The following is a 15,427-nucleotide window of genomic DNA, read 5'->3' as shown; positions in this document are numbered from 1 at the left end:
GCGTTGCAATGACCGGTTGAGACCGCCCCTTTATTTCGCAGGAAGTGACCTTCGCTTCCGCGGCATCCCCGGTGCGTGTCATCGGGCTTGGTGAACGAAGGGCCCGCGGCGGCCCGCTTCGATGCTTGCGCGTGACACGCGCAAGCATCGGAGCGCGCCGCCACGGGCCTTCCGTTGGGCACCGAAGCCGACGCGCACCGGCGGCGCTGGGAAAGCGAGGGTCGCTTCCTGCGAAATAAAGGCTTCACTGAGCAGGAAGCGACCCTCGCTTTCCCAGTGACGCCGGCGCCGTACCCTCGGGGCACACAAAAAAGGGCAGCCCGCAGGCTGCCCTTCTGATCCGGACGCAGCGGGTGGCTTAGCGGCCGCCCTTGTCCTTGCCTTTGCCCTTGCCCTGGCCGCCGCCGGGGCCACCGGCCGGGGCCGGACGGCCACCGCCGTTGCCGGGGCCGGGCGCCGCCGACATGCGTGCCCCGCCGCCGCCCTGCGCCTGCGGACGACCGCCGCCGTTGCCGCGCATCTTGCCGTGGCCCTGGCCAACGCGGCCCTTGAGCGAATGGAAGGCCGGCGAACCCGGCTTGATGCCGAGGCGCTGCGCGATCGCGCCCCAGCCCTGCCCGTGGTCGCGCTCGTAGATGTTGAGGATCTCAAGGCAGGGACGGCCGAGCTGGTGCGCCAGCGCACAGGCGTAGTAGATGTCGCCGGGCGCCCAGCGGCGGTCGACGTAGTACTCGCGCACCAGGTAGCGCGGCGCGCCGTAGCTGACCACGACGTCGTCGATGAAGCCGTCGGTGTTGCCGCGCGCGAACACGTTGATGTCGCCCAGCTGGGCATCCACCGCCACGTCGCCCGTGCGCGGGCTGAAGCCGATGGCGAAACTGTCCACGATGGCCTGGGCACCGGCCGAGAACACAAGGGAAAGCGTGAGCAAGCTGCCGGCGATCAGGGTCTTCATGGCGGGGTTCCTCTGGAAGGGATGCTGCGTGGCGCAGTGTGCCGCTTGGGGCTGAACGCCGCATGAGGCTGGCGGCGATCCGGCGGCCCGGACGGCGGGTCAGCCGGGCCGGTCGAAGTGGCCGGCGAATAGTAGCGCACGCTCGCCCCGCGGCGTGGCGGCGCTGACGACGACGCGCACCGGGCCGGGGCCCGGCGCCGGGCGGTGCCGGAATTCCCAGCCCGAATGCGCCAGGCGCGCATCGCCCAGGACCCGGGCCACGTCTGCACGCAGCCCCCCGGTGGCGCAGGCGAACGGCTCGCCGTCCACCGTGATCTCCACGGCCTCGAGCGCGCCGTCGTCCAGCGAGGCCGCCCAGCCGCGCAGGTGCAGCTCCCCGTCGGGCAGCCGGCGGCGCTCGTCGGCCCAGCCCCAGGGGCCGCGCCGGAAAGCCCGCAGCGCGCCGTAGTCGCGACCGGGTGCCTGCGCCACCAGGTACAGGTCCTGCTCGTGCGCCAGCCCGCGCGGGATGCGGTGGTGGCCGTGGCCTTCGCCGCACACCCGCGCGACCGCGTCGGCGACGTAGCCTTCGGACACGTACATCGTGCCGTACAGCGCGCTGTCGAGGTCGGCGTTCTCGCTCTCCGGATGGAACAGGAAACCGGCTGCCGGCAGCGGCTGGCCACCGGGCACCATCCAGGCATCGTGGACGCTGAAGCACAGCACGCCGCCGGGCGCGAGGCAGCCGTGCAGCCGGCGCAGCCAGGCTTCGAACAGCGACGGCGGCAGGTGCGAGAACAGCGAGGCCACCCAGATGAAATCGAAGCGCCGCCCCGGCTCGAAAAGCGCCGGATCCGCGGGCGAGGCGACCGTGGCGACGCCGAAGGCATCACGCACGAACGCCAGCGCCTCGGGCTGGATCTCGGCCGCCAGCAGCCGGTCCGCCGGGTGCGCCAGCGACAGGAAGCGCAGCAGCCGCCCGTAGCCGCAGGCGAAATCAAGCACGTCGGCCTGCGCCGCGCGCTCGCCGAACAGGGCCGCCAGCACCTGTTGCGCCGCGTGGTACTGCTGCAGCGCCACGTTGAAGTACTGCGCGAACGAGGCATTCGCCTCGCCGTGGTGGCGCAGCGAATGCGCCAGCATCTGGTCGCCCGGATGGATGCGCAGATCCAGCTGGCCGGGCCGCACGCCGGGCGGCAGGAAGCGGCAGTGGCGCCACACGGCTTCGCGCATGGCCGGGTCCTCGCACAGGCGGTCGGCCTGCGCCCACAGCCCCGCCAGGTCGGTCACAGCCGCTGCAGCCGGTACAGCACGCCATCCACGGCCGGCCGGCCCTCGGCCTCCAGCATTTCCAGCGCGCCGTCGGGCTGCAGCCAGAACCAGCGGGCGGGGCCGCCCGGGTCGAGGCGATAAACCACCGCCGGCGCGCCGTTGATCTGCACGGTCTCCTCGCGCCACGTCCCTTCCTGCAGGAACTGCTGGTTGCCCTCGCCGCCCAGGTAGGTTTCTTCCAGCAGGTAACGCGCGCCGTCGGCGTCGGCCTGCAGCTGCAGGCGGGTCTGGATGCCGTCGCAGTCGGCGCAGGGCAGCACGCCCAGCCAGCTGCGGTCGAAGGCTTCGGCCTCGTGCGCCGGCGCACTCTCGGCCTGGGCCGGCGCCGGCGGCGGGGGCGCCGCGTCGCCACCCTCGGGCCCGCAACCGGCCAGGGCCACCAGCCCCAGGCCCAGCAGCACGAGCGCGGGCAAACCTCGGAATTTCACAAGCATCAGGGCCTCCGGATCTCGGCCTCATCTTAGGTTCTTATCCGGACCCCGTGGTAGCCGCGCAGCGGATCCGGATCGGTAACCCCGTTTCGCCACCCCGCGCGTTGAAGCCTGTGCCAACCCGCACCGGAGGTGTCCCATGATCCAGCGCAGCCTGCCCCAGCCCTCGCCCTTCGCCGCCGTGGATGCCAAGCGCATCGCCGGCAACACCCTGGCCATCGCCATCCACGCGGTGGCGTTCGCGGTGCTGCTGGTGCCCAGCACCTGGACGCCGCCGGCCAAGCCCACCCGGGTCGAACGCATGATCGTGCTGCCGGAATTCGTGCCGCCGGAGGAGATCAAGGTGATGCCGGCCCCGCCCGAGCCGCAGGTGATCCAACGCCCGCGCCCGACGCCGGTCACCAACCCGGTCCAGACCACGGTGCCCGTGATCGACTCCCCGCCGGTCCTGGACGAGGGCAGCGAACCCGCCGTCGCCGTGGACCCGGGCCCGCCGGTCGAGGACAGCTTCGAGGTCGGCCCGCCCCAGCTCGCCACGCTGGCCTACGACGTCTATCCGCCGCCGCGCTATCCGCGCCAGGCGCTGCGCAACGGCGACACCGGCACGGTGGTGCTGCGGGTGCTGGTGGATGAGCAGGGCTGGCCGAAGGAGGTCGCGGTCGAGACCAGCAGCGGCCACCGCGAGCTCGACCGCGCGGCCCGCGAGCAGGTGCTGTCGAAGTGGCGCTTCCACCCGGCCACCCGGCAGGGCCGTCCGATCGCGGCGTATGCGCTGGTGCCGATCGGCTTCAACCTGCCTTGAGCGGCCGGCCCGGGACGGTCGGCCCTGGCCGGCCGTCCCGCCCCGAGGGGGCCTGAATGACCTGCTCACACCAGTTCGACGGTTCGCCTTCACAATGGGCGCACCCCGAACCGGTGACCGCCATGAACAAGCCCCTGCTCGCCTGCGCCCTGCTCCTCGCCGCCGCGCCCGCCTTCGCCCAGCCGGCGGAAGGCCAGCGCCAGCCGCCGCCGCGCTGGACCTTCGGCGTGCTGGCCGCCGACCGCGACGCGCCCTACGTCGGCCTCGACGAGGGCCTGCTGGTGGTGCCGCTGGTCCGCTTCGAAGGCGAGCGCGCCTACCTGCGCGGCCTGCGCGGCGGCTGGCGCCTGCGCGACACCGATACGCACGAGCTGGCCGTCTTCGCGCAGGCGCGCACCGATGGCTACGAGGCCAAGGACTCGCCTTTCCTGGCCGGCATGGCCGACCGCAAGTTCTCGCTCGACCTCGGCATCGCTTCCGCCTGGACCATCAAGAAGGTGGGCGTGGTCGAGGCCGCGCTGTCGGCCGATGCGCTCGACCGCAGCGGTGGCTACGAGGCGGCGCTGTCCTGGAACGGCCTGTTCCGCGCCGGCGGCTTCACCTTCATCCCCGGCGCGTCGGTGAAGTGGCAGTCCGACGACATGATCGACTACTACTACGGCGTGCGCGCCGGCGAAGCCCTGCCCGGCCGCCCGGCCTACCAGGGCGAGGCGGCGGTGATCCCGGACGTCTCGCTGCTGGTGCAGCGCAAGCTGGGCCCGCGCTGGACCCTGTTCGCCCGCGCCAGCCACCCCTGGCTGCCGTCGGAAGTGAGCAACAGCCCGATCGTCGGCGACGACAACCCGACCACGATCTTCCTCGGCCTGGGCTGGTCGCCCGAGTAAGCGCTCAGGCGTCGAGCACGACGCGGTTGCGGCCTTCGCGCTTGGCGCGATAGAGCGTCGCATCGGCGCGTGCCACCAGGTGCGCGGGCTCTTCCTCGTGCGTGGCCTGCGCCGCGCCGATACTCACCGTCACCGGCTCGTGCGGCCAGGCGGTGCGCTCGAGGTCGCGCCGGATGCGCTCGGCCACCTTCACCGCCAGCGCGCCGCTGATGCCCGGCAGCAGCACCGCGAACTCCTCGCCGCCGAAGCGGGCGGCCACGTCGCCCGGCCGCAGCGCGGCGCGCAGCGCCACGCCGACCAGCCGCAGCACTTCGTCGCCCGCGGGGTGGCCGTGGCTGTCGTTGTAGCGCTTGAAGTGGTCGATATCGATCATGAGCAGTGCGAAGTCGCTGTCGCTCTCGCGCCGCTGCAGCAGCATGCCCTCGATCGCCTGCTGGAAGGCGCGGCGGTTGCCGAGCCGGGTCAGGGCGTCGGTGTGCGCGTCCTCGCGCAGGCCGCGCACCAGGCGCCGCTCGCCCTCGATGCGATCGAGCAGCGCGCCCACCGACCACACCAGCCACGCCACCAGGCCGCCCGAGGCCACGGCCAGCAGGGTAAGGGTCGCCTGCGGCGTCAGCACTTCGTTCGACTGCAGCCATTGCGCCCCGAACGCCAGCACGCTGGGGATCAGGAGTGAAGGCAGCAGAGCGCGGCGCGTGAGCACGCCGCCGAAACTGTCCGACGACAGCACCCGCATCATCCCTTCCTCCGGGCGTGCGGCGAGCCAGCCCAGGGCCAACGCCAACAGCACCACCGCGGTATGGATCGCCACCGGGAAAAACGGCGTCACCGCCGTGCGCGAGGCCATCTGGTAGCCGTACGTGGACATCGCGTACAGCGCGATCAGCACGACACCCAGGACGCAGGCCTGCGCCAACGCGAGCCGCCGGGGTGAGCAGCTGGCCACGCCGGCGAGGCCCAGCAAAGCGAACGCCAGCGTGGTCAGCTCCGACATCCGCCCCGGGATGCGACCGCGCTCGAAGGCCTGCGCGTCGTCGTGGAAGAGCGTGTCGATGCCGAGGTCGATGCCCCACAGGAACTGGGCCATCGTCGCCAGCCCCAGCGCCATCACGAACAGCGACAGCAGCCCAGAGGCCGGCCCCCCGCGCGTGCGCGGCCACTGGCAGGCCAGCAGCGCGAGGCCGCAGACGCCCAGGCCGATCGCCGTATTGATCTTCATCGTCGCCTGGCCGGGAAGCACCGACTTCAGGGCTTCGCTGCCCAGCCACCAACCGAACAGGACCATCACCGCGACGGCCACCGAGAACAGCGCGGCGCCGATGGCCACGCGACGGAAGCCGGCCACCACCCGCGGATTCGACATCCGTCTTGCCGACTGCTCCACGCCCGCCCCCGGGGAAAGACCCGAGGCCAGCCTAGCCCAGCGGCACGGCCGCGCCTAGCGGGTCAGAGCACGCCGGGCGGGGTGTCCAGCGCGCAGCGGTCGAGCGCGGCGAGCAGGGCCGCGTCGTGCCCGATGGTCGGCAGTTCGTGCACGAAGAACCAGCGGCAGGCGGCCAGCTTGCCGGCGTAGAAGTCGCGGTCGGCCTGCGAGGCCGGCGTCGCGGCGCTGGCTACCCGCGCCTGCCGCAGCCAGGTCCAGGCGATGGCGACATGGCCGACCAGCCGCAGGTAGCGCGGGGCGTTGGCCAGCGCCAGCCGAACCTCGCCGCGCCCCATCGCCTCGCCCAGCACGCCGGTGGTGCGGGCCACCAGGCCGGCGGCACGCGCCAGCGCCAGGGCGTGTTCGGCCAGGGCCGGCACCTGGCCGGCCTCGGCGGCGGTGGCGGCGATCTCGCGCAGCAGCGCCTTCAGCGCGGCGCCGCCGTCCATCATCGCCTTGCGGCCGAGCAGGTCGAGCGCCTGGATGCCGTTGGCGCCTTCGTGGATGGGGTTGAGGCGGTTGTCTCGCCAGCACTGCTCGACCGGGTATTCGCGCGTGTAGCCGTAGCCGCCGAGGACCTGGATCGCGAGGTCGTTGGCCTCCAGGCAGGCCTCGGCGGACCAGGCCTTCACCACGGGGGTCAGCAGTTCGAGCAGGCGGTGCGCCTCCGCGCGGCGGGCCGGGTCGGGATCCTGGCCGTGCGCATCGACGAGCGTCGCCGCGTGCATCGCCAGCCCGAGCGCGCCCTCGACGCGGGCCTTCTGCTGCAGCAGCATGCGCCGCACGTCGGCGTGTTCGATGAGCGCGACCGGCGGCGAAGCCGGATCCTTCTGGTCGGGCTGGCGTCCCTGTTTCCGCTCGCGCGCGTACTGCAGCGAGTAACGGTAGCCGGCGCTGCCCAGCATGATCGCGCCGACGCCGACGCCGATGCGCGCCTCGTTCATCATGTGGAACATCTGCGCCAGGCCCTGGTGCGGCGCGCCGACCAGTTCGCCGAAGCACTCGCCGCGCTCGCCGAACTTCAGGAAGGTGTTGACGATGCCGCGCTGGCCGAGCTTGTGGTTCACGCCGGCCAGCTGCACGTCGTTGCGCGCGCCGAGGCTGCCGTCGTCGTTGACGCGGAACTTGGGCACGATGAACAGGCTGATGCCCTTCACGCCCGGCGGCGCGTCCGGCAGGCGCGCCAGCACGAGATGCACGATGTTCTCGGACAGGTCGTGCTCGCCGCCGCTGATCCACATCTTGGCGCCGCTGAGGCGATAGTGGCCGTCGCCCGCGGGCTCGGCGCGGGTGCGGATGTCGCCCAACGAGGAACCCGCCTGCGGTTCGCTCAGGCACATCGTGCCCAGGAAGCGGCCCTGCAGGATCGGCGTGCGGTAGCGCGCGCACTGCGCCGGCGTGGCGTGCGCCTGCAGCAGGTTGGCGACGCCGCGCGCCAGCAGCGCGTAGCCGGCGGTGGACACGTTGGCCGCCGCGAACATCGCGTCGCAGGCCAGCGCCACCGTGTAGGGCAGCTGCATGCCGCCCTCCTCCGCGTCCGCCAGCAGCGCGCTGAAGCCGGCCTCTGCATAGGCGTCGAGCGCTTCCTTCACCTCCGGCAGGATCCCGACGCGGCCGTCGGCGAAATGCGGCTCGCTGACGTCGGACGCGCGGTTGTGATTGGCGAACTTCGCCATGGCCAGTTCGGCGGCGGCATCGAGCGTGGCGTCGAAGGTTTCGCGCGAGTGGTCGGCGAAGCGCGGATGGCGGCAGAGCGCGGCGACGCCCTCGACCTCGTGCAGCAGGAAGTCGAGGTCGCGGCGGTCGAAGGGGACGTACGAGGTCATGGGCGGGTCCGGCGATGTCAGGCGGGAAGCCTAGCAATTCCGGGACCGGGCGGCGCGAAGATCAGTCGCCCAGCGCCGCCCGCGCCCGCAGCACGCCGACCGCCCGGGGAATGCCGGCCGGCGCCTCCACCGCGGCGATGCGCTCGCGATGCGCGGGCTCGAGCCCGTTCTCCAGTTCGTGCGCCCAGGTCACTTCGTAGGGCATGTGCACGCCCCAGCCGCCCAGCCGCACCACCGGCTCGATGTCCGAGCGCAGCGAGTTGCCGACCATCGCGAACCGCTCGGGCGCGACGCCGAACTCCGCCAGCACGCGCGAGTAGGCCCGCGCGTCCTTCTCCGACACGATCTCGATGCGCTTGAACAGATCGGCCAGCCCCGAGGCCGCGACCTTGGCCTCCTGGTGGAACAGGTCGCCCTTGGTCACCAGCACCACCGGCACCTCGCGCGCCACGGCCTCCACGGCCTCGCGGATGCCGGGCAGCAGCTCCACCGGATGCGTCATCACTTCCTTGCCGATGCCGACGATGCGGTGCAGGTCGGCGGCGCCGATGCGGCCGCCGGTGACTTCGAACGCGGCCTCGAGCATGGACAGCGTCATGCCCTTGGCGCCGTAGCCGAACAGCTTGAGGTTGGCGCGCTCGGTCGCCAGCAGCCGGTCGTGCAGGCCGGCGTCGGCGAGGTCGACATAGCGCCCGACGATGGCTTCGAACGCCTGGTTGGCGGCGCGGTAGTACAGCTCGCTGTGCCAGAGCGTGTCGTCGCCGTCGAAGCCGATCAGCTCGATCATGGGAAGGGAACCGCTGCGTGAAAGCCGGCAGTCTACCCGCCCGGCAGCGCGCCCCGCGATGCGTCATGATGGCGGCCGCCGCCCGCCGAGGAGCCCGCCATGACCCCCGTCCTGAAACCCGCCGCGATCGCCCTGGCCCTGCTGGTGTTCGCCACCGGCGCCGTCCACACCGTGCAGGCCCAGGACTGGAAGGACCGGCTCAGGCGTAGCCTCGACCGCGGCGGCGCCGTCACCGAGCAGGAGGCCGCCGGCGGCATCCGCGAAGCCATGGCCCAGGGCGTGCAGCGCGCCGTGCTGCAGCTCGGGCAACAGGACGGTTTCTACGGCGACGAAGGCCTGCGCATCCGCGCGCCCGGCCAGCTGCGCAAGCTCACCGACACCGCCCGCCAGCTCGGCGCCGGCAGGAAGGTCGACGAGTTCGAGCTGGCCATGAACCGCGCGGCGGAAAAGGCCGTGCCGCTGGCCGCCGACGTCTTCGCCGACGCCGTGCGCCAGATGACGGTGCGCGATGCGCTCGACATCGTCCGCGGCGAACCCGATGCCGGCACCCGCTTCTTCCGCCGCGTCACGGAGGACCGGCTGCGGGCCGAGTTCCTGCCGATCGTCAGCAATGCCACCGCGCAGGCCGGCGTCACCCAGCGCTACAAGGCGCTGGTGGGCCGCAACAGCGGGCTGCTCGCCGCGCTCGGCGGCAGCGAGGCGGTGGACCTGGACCGCTACGTCACCGACGAGGCGCTGGACGGCCTGTTCGCGGTGGTGGCCGAGCAGGAGCGCGAGATCCGCGAGGACCCCGCGCAGCGTTCGACCGCGCTGCTGAAGAAGGTGTTCGGCAGCCGCTGAGCGCGGCTCAGCGCTCGGGCTCGGGCAGGAATTCGCTGCCGCCGATGATCACCTGGCCGGCGACCAGGGTGTAGCGCGCGTCATGCCGGCGGCCGAACACCGCCTGCGTGGCTTCCTCCAGCGTCGCGCCGGGTTCGGCCGCGAACCAGTAGCGTCCGCAGGCATCGCCCATCGCCGCCGAACGCTCCAGCCGCGACGGGCCGAGACCCTGGCCGGTGATGCGCTGCGGCAGGTCGCCGCTGGCGAAGATCGCGGTGACCTTCGTCTCGGGCGACACCCGCACGGCCCAGGCGCTGGCGTCGGGCGCGGTGAGCAGCAGGGCGACTTCGCCCGGCACCACCACTTCGACCCGGCGGATGGTTTCGCGGCCGGGCTCGGCCAGCTCGCCGGGCTCGCCGCCGTCCACCACGAACAGCTTGCCGGGCACCGGAAGCGCCACGCCGGGCAGGCGGCAGCGGCTCCAGTCCAGGCCGGCGGCCGGCGGCGGCGTCACCACGATGTTCTCGTCGGCCGGGGGCGCCGGCGCCTCGTCGCTGCAGGCGGCGAGGCCGAGCAGCAGGGCGAGTGCGGAGGCGGCGCGGAAAACAGGGGTCATGGCGTGGATCCAGGGGGCGATGCCCGAAGCATAGCGGCCCCGCGCGGCGCTGCCACCTCTCAGGGATGCTCGGCCTCGGCGTGCACCCGCTCGCGGCGGATCAGGTAGATGCCGCTGGCGACGATGATGCCGGCGCCGGCGAAGGTCCAGCCATCGGGCAGCGCCTGCCAGATCAGCCAGTCCAGGCCCAGGCCCCAGGCCAGCGCGCTGTATTCGAACGGCGCCACCACCGACGCTTCGCCACTGCGGAAAGCCTCAGTGATCGCGACCTGCCCGAGGAAGCCGCTCAGCCCGACGCCGGCGATCACCCAGGCGTCGCTCGCCTGCAGCGGCTGCCAGTCCGGCCAGGCCAGGGCGGCGGCACCGGCGCCGGTCATCAGCAGCATCCAGAACACCATGCTCTGCCCGCTGTCGGTGCGGTGCAGGACCCGCACCAGGATCGACGACAGCGAATAGGCGCTGGCCGACACCAGCACCGCCAGTCCGGCCAGCGTGACCACGCCCTCGCCGGTCGGCCGCAGCACCACGAGCACGCCGAGCAGGCCGACGAAGATCGCGGTCCAGCGCCGCGGCCCGACCTTCTCGCCCAGCAGCGGCACCGAGAGCGCGGTGATCATCAGCGGCGCGACGAAGAACAGCGTGTAGGCGCCGGTGAGCGGCATGCGCTTGAGCGCGTAGGCGAACGCCGCCAGCATCACGATCGACAGCGCGCCGCGCAGCAGGTGCAGCGGCCAGCGGATGCGCAGCAGGGCCAGCGCGCCGCCGGTGGCGATCACCCACGCCATCACCAGTGGCAGCGAGGACAGGCCGCGGATCGCCGCCACCTGCATCGGCGGATAGTGCGCCGAGAGGTGCTTGAGGCCGCCGTCCATCAGCGAGAACAGGCCGACGGCCAGCAGCATCGCGAGGATGCCGCGCAGGTTGGTCTTGGATTCCATGCCGGTATTGTGCGGCATGGCGGGCGCGGATCAGGTGCCGGTGGCGTCCGACACCGGGCCGTCGGGGTCGCGGCAGGTGCGGATGACCCAGCTGCGGATGCGTTCGCGCTGCGTCTGCGTCAGCTCCAGCCAGGGCATGCCCCCGGTGGCCTCCTGGAACTCGTGGGCCAGGGTGCATTCGCTCTTGGTCGGCGGGCGCTCGGCCGGTGCGGCGGTGGCCGCGCGGCGGGCCTGCTCCTCGCGCTCGAGCCGTTCGGCCAGGCGTTCGAGGTTGGCCAGGCGCGCGGCTTCGGCGGCGCGCGCGGCCTCGGCTTCGGCGGCGGCGGCCTGGGCCGCTTGCTGCTCGGGCGTGGGCCCCGGGTCCGGCGCGGTGTCGCGCTTCCAGACCTGGGTCATGCCCTTCGGGCAGGGTTCGGACTGGATGCTGACCGCCCCCTTCTCGCCGGTGCACTTGTACAGCGACTCCGCCTGCGCCGCGGGCGCCAGCAGCAGGGCGAGCAGGACCAATCGGGACAGCGGCATGGCGGACTCCTTGGCGTCGGCCCGCACAGGGTAGCGCGACCCGACCCGACGCGAGCCTGAACGGGCGGACGCGGCCCCAGCCGTGGCGGCGAACGCCGGTGCTAGGGTGAAACCACGCTCACCCCCCGGAGACGTGCCATGCCCGAATCCTCCCGACTCGCCGCGATCACGGCCTTCCTGCTCCGGCATCGTGCCTCGCCGGTGTTCCGCGGCCCGGCGACCGGCGCCGCCCCGCCGCCGCCGGTGGATCCGGCCGAGGCCGAGCGCTTCACCGCCGACCTCGAGGCGCTGGGCCCGACCTTCGTCAAGATCGGGCAGATGCTGTCGACGCGCCCGGACCTGGTGCCGCCGGAATACATCGCCGCGCTGTGCCGCCTGCAGGACAAGGTGGCGCCGGCGGATACGGCGGAGATCGAGGCGCAGATCGTCGCCGAGCTGGGCGCGCCGCTGAACAAGCTGTTCGCGAGCTTCGATCCCGAGCCGCTGGGCACCGCGTCGTTCGCGCAGGTGCATGCGGCCGTGCTGCCCAGCGGTCGCCGGGTGGCGGTGAAAGTGCAGCGCCCCGGGCTGCTGCCCGCGATCGAGGCCGACCTGGCCACGCTGCGCAGCCTGGTCGGCTCGCTCGGCCTGGTCAGCAACGTCGGCCAGCGCCTGGGCTTCCGCGAGTGGCTCGACGAATTCCGCAGCACCATGCTGGCCGAGCTCGACTACCTGCAGGAAGCCAACAACCTCGAGACCTTCCGCGCGCGCCTGCAGGACTACGAGCACATCGACGTGCCCGCGCCGGTCTGGGACTACACCACGCGCCTGGTGCTGACGATGGACCGCGCCGAAGGCATCCGCGTCACCCAGGTGCCGGACGTGCGGCGCACCGAAGCCGACCTGCGGCCGCTGGCGCACGAACTGGGCAAGGCCTACCTCGACCAGATCTTCGTGCACGGCCTGATCCACGCCGACCCGCACCCGGGCAACGTGGTGCTGACCGCGGACCAGCACCTCGTGCTGCTGGACCTGGGCATGGTCGGCCACGTGCCGCCGCGCATGCGCGACCAGCTGCTCAAGCTGATGCTGGCCACCACCGAAGGGCGCGGCGAGCAGGTCGCCGAGACCCTGGTGCACATGGGCACGCGCCTGGAGGATTTCGACGAGCCGCGCTTCAGCCGGGAAACCGGGCGGATGGTGGCGCGCTTCTCCAACACGACGGTGCGCACCGACTCCGAGGGTGCCTTCCTGCTCGAACTGGTGCGCATCGGCGGCGAGTGCGGGCTGCGGCCGCCGGCCGAGCTGACCCTGCTGGGCAAGACCCTGCTCAACCTCGAGGACGTGATGCTGGCGCTCGAGCCCGGCATGGCGATGCGCGACGTGCTGCAGGACCACCTGCCCGAACTGTTCCGCGCGCGCACCCGCGCCAGCCTCGACCTCGGTCGCCTGGCCACCGATGCGCTGGAAGTGCAGGAGCTGGTGCGCGAGGCGCCGCAGCGCCTGTCGGTGCTGCTGCGCACGCTGGCCGACAACCGGTTCAAGGTGAACATCGCCGGGCTGGAGGAATCGCACCTGATCGAGAGCATGCAGAAGATCGCCAACCGGATCACGGTGGGCATCATCGCCGCGGCGATGATCGTCGGCGCGGCGCTGATCATGGACGTGCAGACGAAGCAGACGCTGTTCGGCTACCCGGCGCTGGCGCTGGTGATGTTCCTGGTGGCGGCCGGCCTGGGCGCGGCGCTGGTGGCCAGCATCCTGCTGGGCGACCGCAAGGCGCGGCCCAGGGCGGAGAAGGATCCGCTCTGAGCCGCGACCCGGGGCGTCAGGGCGCCGGCGGCGGCGTGGCGGCGCCGTCGCGCAGGTACTTGTCGAGGAAGGCAAGGATGCGGCCGTAGCCCTCGATCTGGTTCTTCTTCTTGCTGAAGCCGTGGCCCTCGTCGTCGAACACGACGTACTCGACCGGCACGCCGTTCTTCTCCACGGCGGCGACGATGTCGTCGGACTCGGGCTTGATCACGCGCGGGTCGTTGGCGCCCTGCAGCACCATCAGCGGCACGTTGATCTTGTCGGCGTGGAACAGCGGCGAGGTCTCGATCAGGAAATCGCGCTGGGTCTCGGGGTTGCCCACTTCCTGGTAGAGCGCCTCGCGGAAGGACTCCCAGTAAGGCGGGATCGATTCGAGCGTGCGGATCCAGTTCGAGACGCCGAAGATGTTGACGCCGACCTTGAACTCGCCCGGCTGGAAGGCCAGGGCCGACAGCACCATGTAGCCGCCGTAGCTGCCGCCGATGATGCCGATCCTGTCGTCGTCGACGTAGTCGAGCGACTGCAGGTACTTCTTGGCCTCGACCGTGTCCCACAGCGGCTCGCGGCCGTGCTTGCCGTCGTCGGCGGCGAAGAAGGTCTTGCCGTAGCCCGAACTGCCGCGGTTGTTGATGCCCAGCACCACGTAGCCGTGGTTGGCCAGGTATTGGATCACGGCCGAGTGCGCGCGCGTGGTCTGGCCGCCCGGGCCGCCGTGCACCCACACCAGGGCCGGCGCCGGGGCGTCGGCCGTGGCCTGGTGCGGCTTCCACAGGATGTTGGGGATCTCCATGCCGTCGAAGCTCTTGAAGCGCACGACGCTCGAGTCCACCAGGTCGGCCGGGTCGATCGCCGGGTTCAGCGAGGTGGTGAGCTGCTTCGGCTCGCCGCCGAACTCGAGCACGTAGAGGTCGTTGGGCTGGCGGTCGCCGTTGAGGTAGAAGGCCATCTTCGTTTCCGAATCGGCGATGCGCAGGCCGCGGATCTCGCCGGCCGGCAGCGCCGGCAGCGGCTGCTCGGCGCCGGTGGCGGCGTCGTGCAGCTTCACGCGGGTGCTGCCGTCGACGTTGGTGGCCACGGCCAGGTACTTGCCGTTCTTCGAGAAGTAGGCGGCCACGATGTCCCAGTCGGCCGACTGCACCGGCTCGTGCGCCCAGGTGGCAAGGCTCACGCGCCGCAGCTGCGCGAACTCGCCCTGGTCGTTGGCGGTGTAGTACAGCCACTGGCCGTCGGGGCTGAAGTCCTGGGCGCTGAAGGCGGCCTGGCCCTCGTGCTCGGAGACCTTGGTGGATTGGCCGGTGGCCAGTTCGACCACGAACAGGTCGCTATCGTTGGTGGTGTTGGACTGCGACAGGGCCAGCCACTTGCCGTCGCCGGAAACGATCGCCGGCTCGAGGCCGGTGGTGTTCTCGTAGACGCGGGTGCGCTCGTAGCTGGCGCTGTCGTAGCGGTAGACGTCGAAGTAGCGCGGGTCGCGCTCGTTGCTGATGACGTGGAAGGCGCTGCCGTCGGCGGTGAAGCCGAGGAAGGCGGCCTTGAGGTTCTCGCCCGGCGTCAGGTCGCGCTCGCTGCCGTCGGCTTCGATCGCGTACAGGTGGTCGAGCTCGTTGCCGCCCTGGTCGCGGGTGACCAGCACGCGGTCGTCGGCCGGGAAGTAGGACACGGCGTAGCTGTTGTCGGTGTCGGAACTCGTGACGTCGGTCCACTCGCCGCCGGCCACGGGCATCGAGTAGACGTTCCAGACGCCGCGGCGGTTGGACGAGAACAGCAGGCGGGACTCATCGGCGCTGAAGGACGCACCCATGACGCCGGTGGAGGCGACGAAGTCCTCGATCGCGTACTGCTTCGCCGGGCGCGCGATGGCCTCGGCGGCGGCGGCGGCGGGCGCGGCGGCCTCCCCTTCGGCCGGGGCGGTCGCCGGCTGGCAGGCCCCCAGCGACAGGGCCAGGGCGATGGCGAGCGGAAGCGCGGTGCGGCGGGCAGGCGACATGGCGGGACTCCAGGGGACGGTGGGCCGACTCTACGCCCGCCGCGGGCCGCTGCCCAATCAGCCGAAGGTCACGCCTGCCCCGCCCCCCGGAACACCAGCGCCGGCCGGGCCGCGCGCCGGGCCGCCGCCCGGGCGAGGATGTCCTCGCGCTCGCCGGCATCGGCCGCACCCCAGCGCAGGATCTCGTCCACGTGCCGCCCGCAGCCAATGCACACGTCGGCATCGTCCAGGCAGCAATTGCGGACGCAGGGCGACTCGGGCAGTTGCGGTGTCATGGCCACGCTTCCAGCCTACGCCCTCCAGTAAAAAAAGGTTCTTCTCCCAACTGAGGGGAG

At 72.1% G+C, this 15,427-nt stretch carries 15 protein-coding genes; 4 read left to right on the top strand and 11 right to left on the bottom strand.

The genetic code is table 11. The annotated features are described in order from the left end of the window. Positions 1 to 358 precede the first annotated feature (358 nt). The 3 genes from N787_RS10940 to N787_RS10930 form a co-directional block, all read right to left on the bottom strand. Positions 359 to 955 carry a hypothetical protein gene (locus N787_RS10940; RefSeq protein ID WP_034213923.1) on the bottom strand — a complete coding sequence of 199 codons (597 nt, stop codon included), beginning with the start codon at positions 953 to 955 and terminating at the stop codon, positions 359 to 361. Between the two features lie 99 nt (positions 956 to 1,054). Further along, on the bottom strand, positions 1,055 to 2,224 hold the full coding sequence (locus tag N787_RS10935) for a class I SAM-dependent methyltransferase (RefSeq protein ID WP_034213920.1): 1,170 nt from the start codon (positions 2,222 to 2,224) through the stop codon (positions 1,055 to 1,057). Beyond that, positions 2,221 to 2,700 (bottom strand): copper resistance protein NlpE N-terminal domain-containing protein, encoded by a 480-nt coding sequence (locus tag N787_RS10930; protein ID WP_084590769.1) that lies wholly within the window; start codon positions 2,698 to 2,700, stop codon positions 2,221 to 2,223. Before N787_RS10930 ends, N787_RS10935 begins: the two co-directional genes overlap by 4 nt. A 136-nt stretch (positions 2,701 to 2,836) precedes the next feature. Between N787_RS10930 and N787_RS10925 the strand changes: the two genes are divergently transcribed. Next, positions 2,837 to 3,499, top strand: coding sequence for an energy transducer TonB (locus tag N787_RS10925; protein WP_034213918.1), 663 nt, complete (start codon positions 2,837 to 2,839; stop codon positions 3,497 to 3,499). A 122-nt stretch (positions 3,500 to 3,621) separates the two neighbouring features. Then, entirely contained in the window at positions 3,622 to 4,383 is a 762-nt protein-coding gene (locus N787_RS14425) for a MipA/OmpV family protein (protein WP_052575386.1), read from the top strand. 4 nt (positions 4,384 to 4,387) lie between these two features. Here N787_RS14425 and N787_RS10915 read toward each other — a convergent pair whose 3' ends face one another. The 3 genes from N787_RS10915 to N787_RS10905 form a co-directional block, all read right to left on the bottom strand. Next, positions 4,388 to 5,746: a GGDEF domain-containing protein gene (locus tag N787_RS10915; protein ID WP_034213915.1), complete on the bottom strand. Its 1,359-nt coding sequence runs from the start codon at positions 5,744 to 5,746 to the stop codon at positions 4,388 to 4,390. A gap of 83 nt (positions 5,747 to 5,829) precedes the next feature. Then, positions 5,830 to 7,632 (bottom strand): acyl-CoA dehydrogenase, encoded by a 1,803-nt coding sequence (locus tag N787_RS10910; RefSeq protein WP_034213913.1) that lies wholly within the window; start codon positions 7,630 to 7,632, stop codon positions 5,830 to 5,832. A 61-nt stretch (positions 7,633 to 7,693) separates the two neighbouring features. Further along, complete coding sequence (locus N787_RS10905; protein ID WP_034213911.1) at positions 7,694 to 8,419, bottom strand: HAD family hydrolase; 726 nt, start codon at positions 8,417 to 8,419, stop codon at positions 7,694 to 7,696. 99 nt (positions 8,420 to 8,518) lie between these two features. On the opposite strand from N787_RS10905, the gene N787_RS10900 reads away from it, so the two are divergent. Further along, on the top strand, positions 8,519 to 9,259 hold the full coding sequence (locus N787_RS10900) for a DUF4197 domain-containing protein (RefSeq protein ID WP_034213909.1): 741 nt from the start codon (positions 8,519 to 8,521) through the stop codon (positions 9,257 to 9,259). A 7-nt stretch (positions 9,260 to 9,266) separates the two neighbouring features. Here N787_RS10900 and N787_RS10895 read toward each other — a convergent pair whose 3' ends face one another. Genes N787_RS10895 through N787_RS15025 form a run of 3 tightly spaced genes read right to left on the bottom strand, consistent with a single transcriptional unit; the run spans position 9,267 to position 11,314 of the window. Next, positions 9,267 to 9,854: a hypothetical protein gene (locus tag N787_RS10895; RefSeq protein ID WP_034213908.1), complete on the bottom strand. Its 588-nt coding sequence runs from the start codon at positions 9,852 to 9,854 to the stop codon at positions 9,267 to 9,269. 59 nt (positions 9,855 to 9,913) lie between these two features. Next, the gene (locus N787_RS10890) at positions 9,914 to 10,792 is read right to left on the bottom strand and encodes a DMT family transporter (RefSeq protein ID WP_245594003.1); all 879 of its coding nucleotides are present in this window, start codon (positions 10,790 to 10,792) and stop codon (positions 9,914 to 9,916) included. Positions 10,793 to 10,822: 30 nt separating this feature from the next. Continuing rightward, positions 10,823 to 11,314 (bottom strand): DUF4124 domain-containing protein, encoded by a 492-nt coding sequence (locus N787_RS15025; RefSeq protein WP_169742303.1) that lies wholly within the window; start codon positions 11,312 to 11,314, stop codon positions 10,823 to 10,825. 138 nt (positions 11,315 to 11,452) lie between these two features. On the opposite strand from N787_RS15025, the gene N787_RS10880 reads away from it, so the two are divergent. Then, the gene (locus N787_RS10880; RefSeq protein WP_034213901.1) at positions 11,453 to 13,105 is read left to right on the top strand and encodes an ABC1 kinase family protein; all 1,653 of its coding nucleotides are present in this window, start codon (positions 11,453 to 11,455) and stop codon (positions 13,103 to 13,105) included. 16 nt (positions 13,106 to 13,121) lie between these two features. Here N787_RS10880 and N787_RS10875 read toward each other — a convergent pair whose 3' ends face one another. After that, on the bottom strand, positions 13,122 to 15,092 hold the full coding sequence (locus N787_RS10875) for a S9 family peptidase (protein ID WP_034213899.1): 1,971 nt from the start codon (positions 15,090 to 15,092) through the stop codon (positions 13,122 to 13,124). A 68-nt stretch (positions 15,093 to 15,160) separates the two neighbouring features. Further along, on the bottom strand, positions 15,161 to 15,367 hold the full coding sequence (locus N787_RS10870; RefSeq protein WP_034213897.1) for a DUF1289 domain-containing protein: 207 nt from the start codon (positions 15,365 to 15,367) through the stop codon (positions 15,161 to 15,163). Between the last annotated feature and the right edge of the window lie 60 nt (positions 15,368 to 15,427).

The organism is Arenimonas metalli CF5-1, from assembly GCF_000747155.1.
Taxonomy (GTDB): Bacteria; Pseudomonadota; Gammaproteobacteria; order Xanthomonadales; family Xanthomonadaceae; genus Arenimonas; species Arenimonas metalli.
The sequence above is the reverse complement of the archived record's forward strand: the minus strand, read 5'-3'. Positions and strand labels throughout refer to the sequence as shown.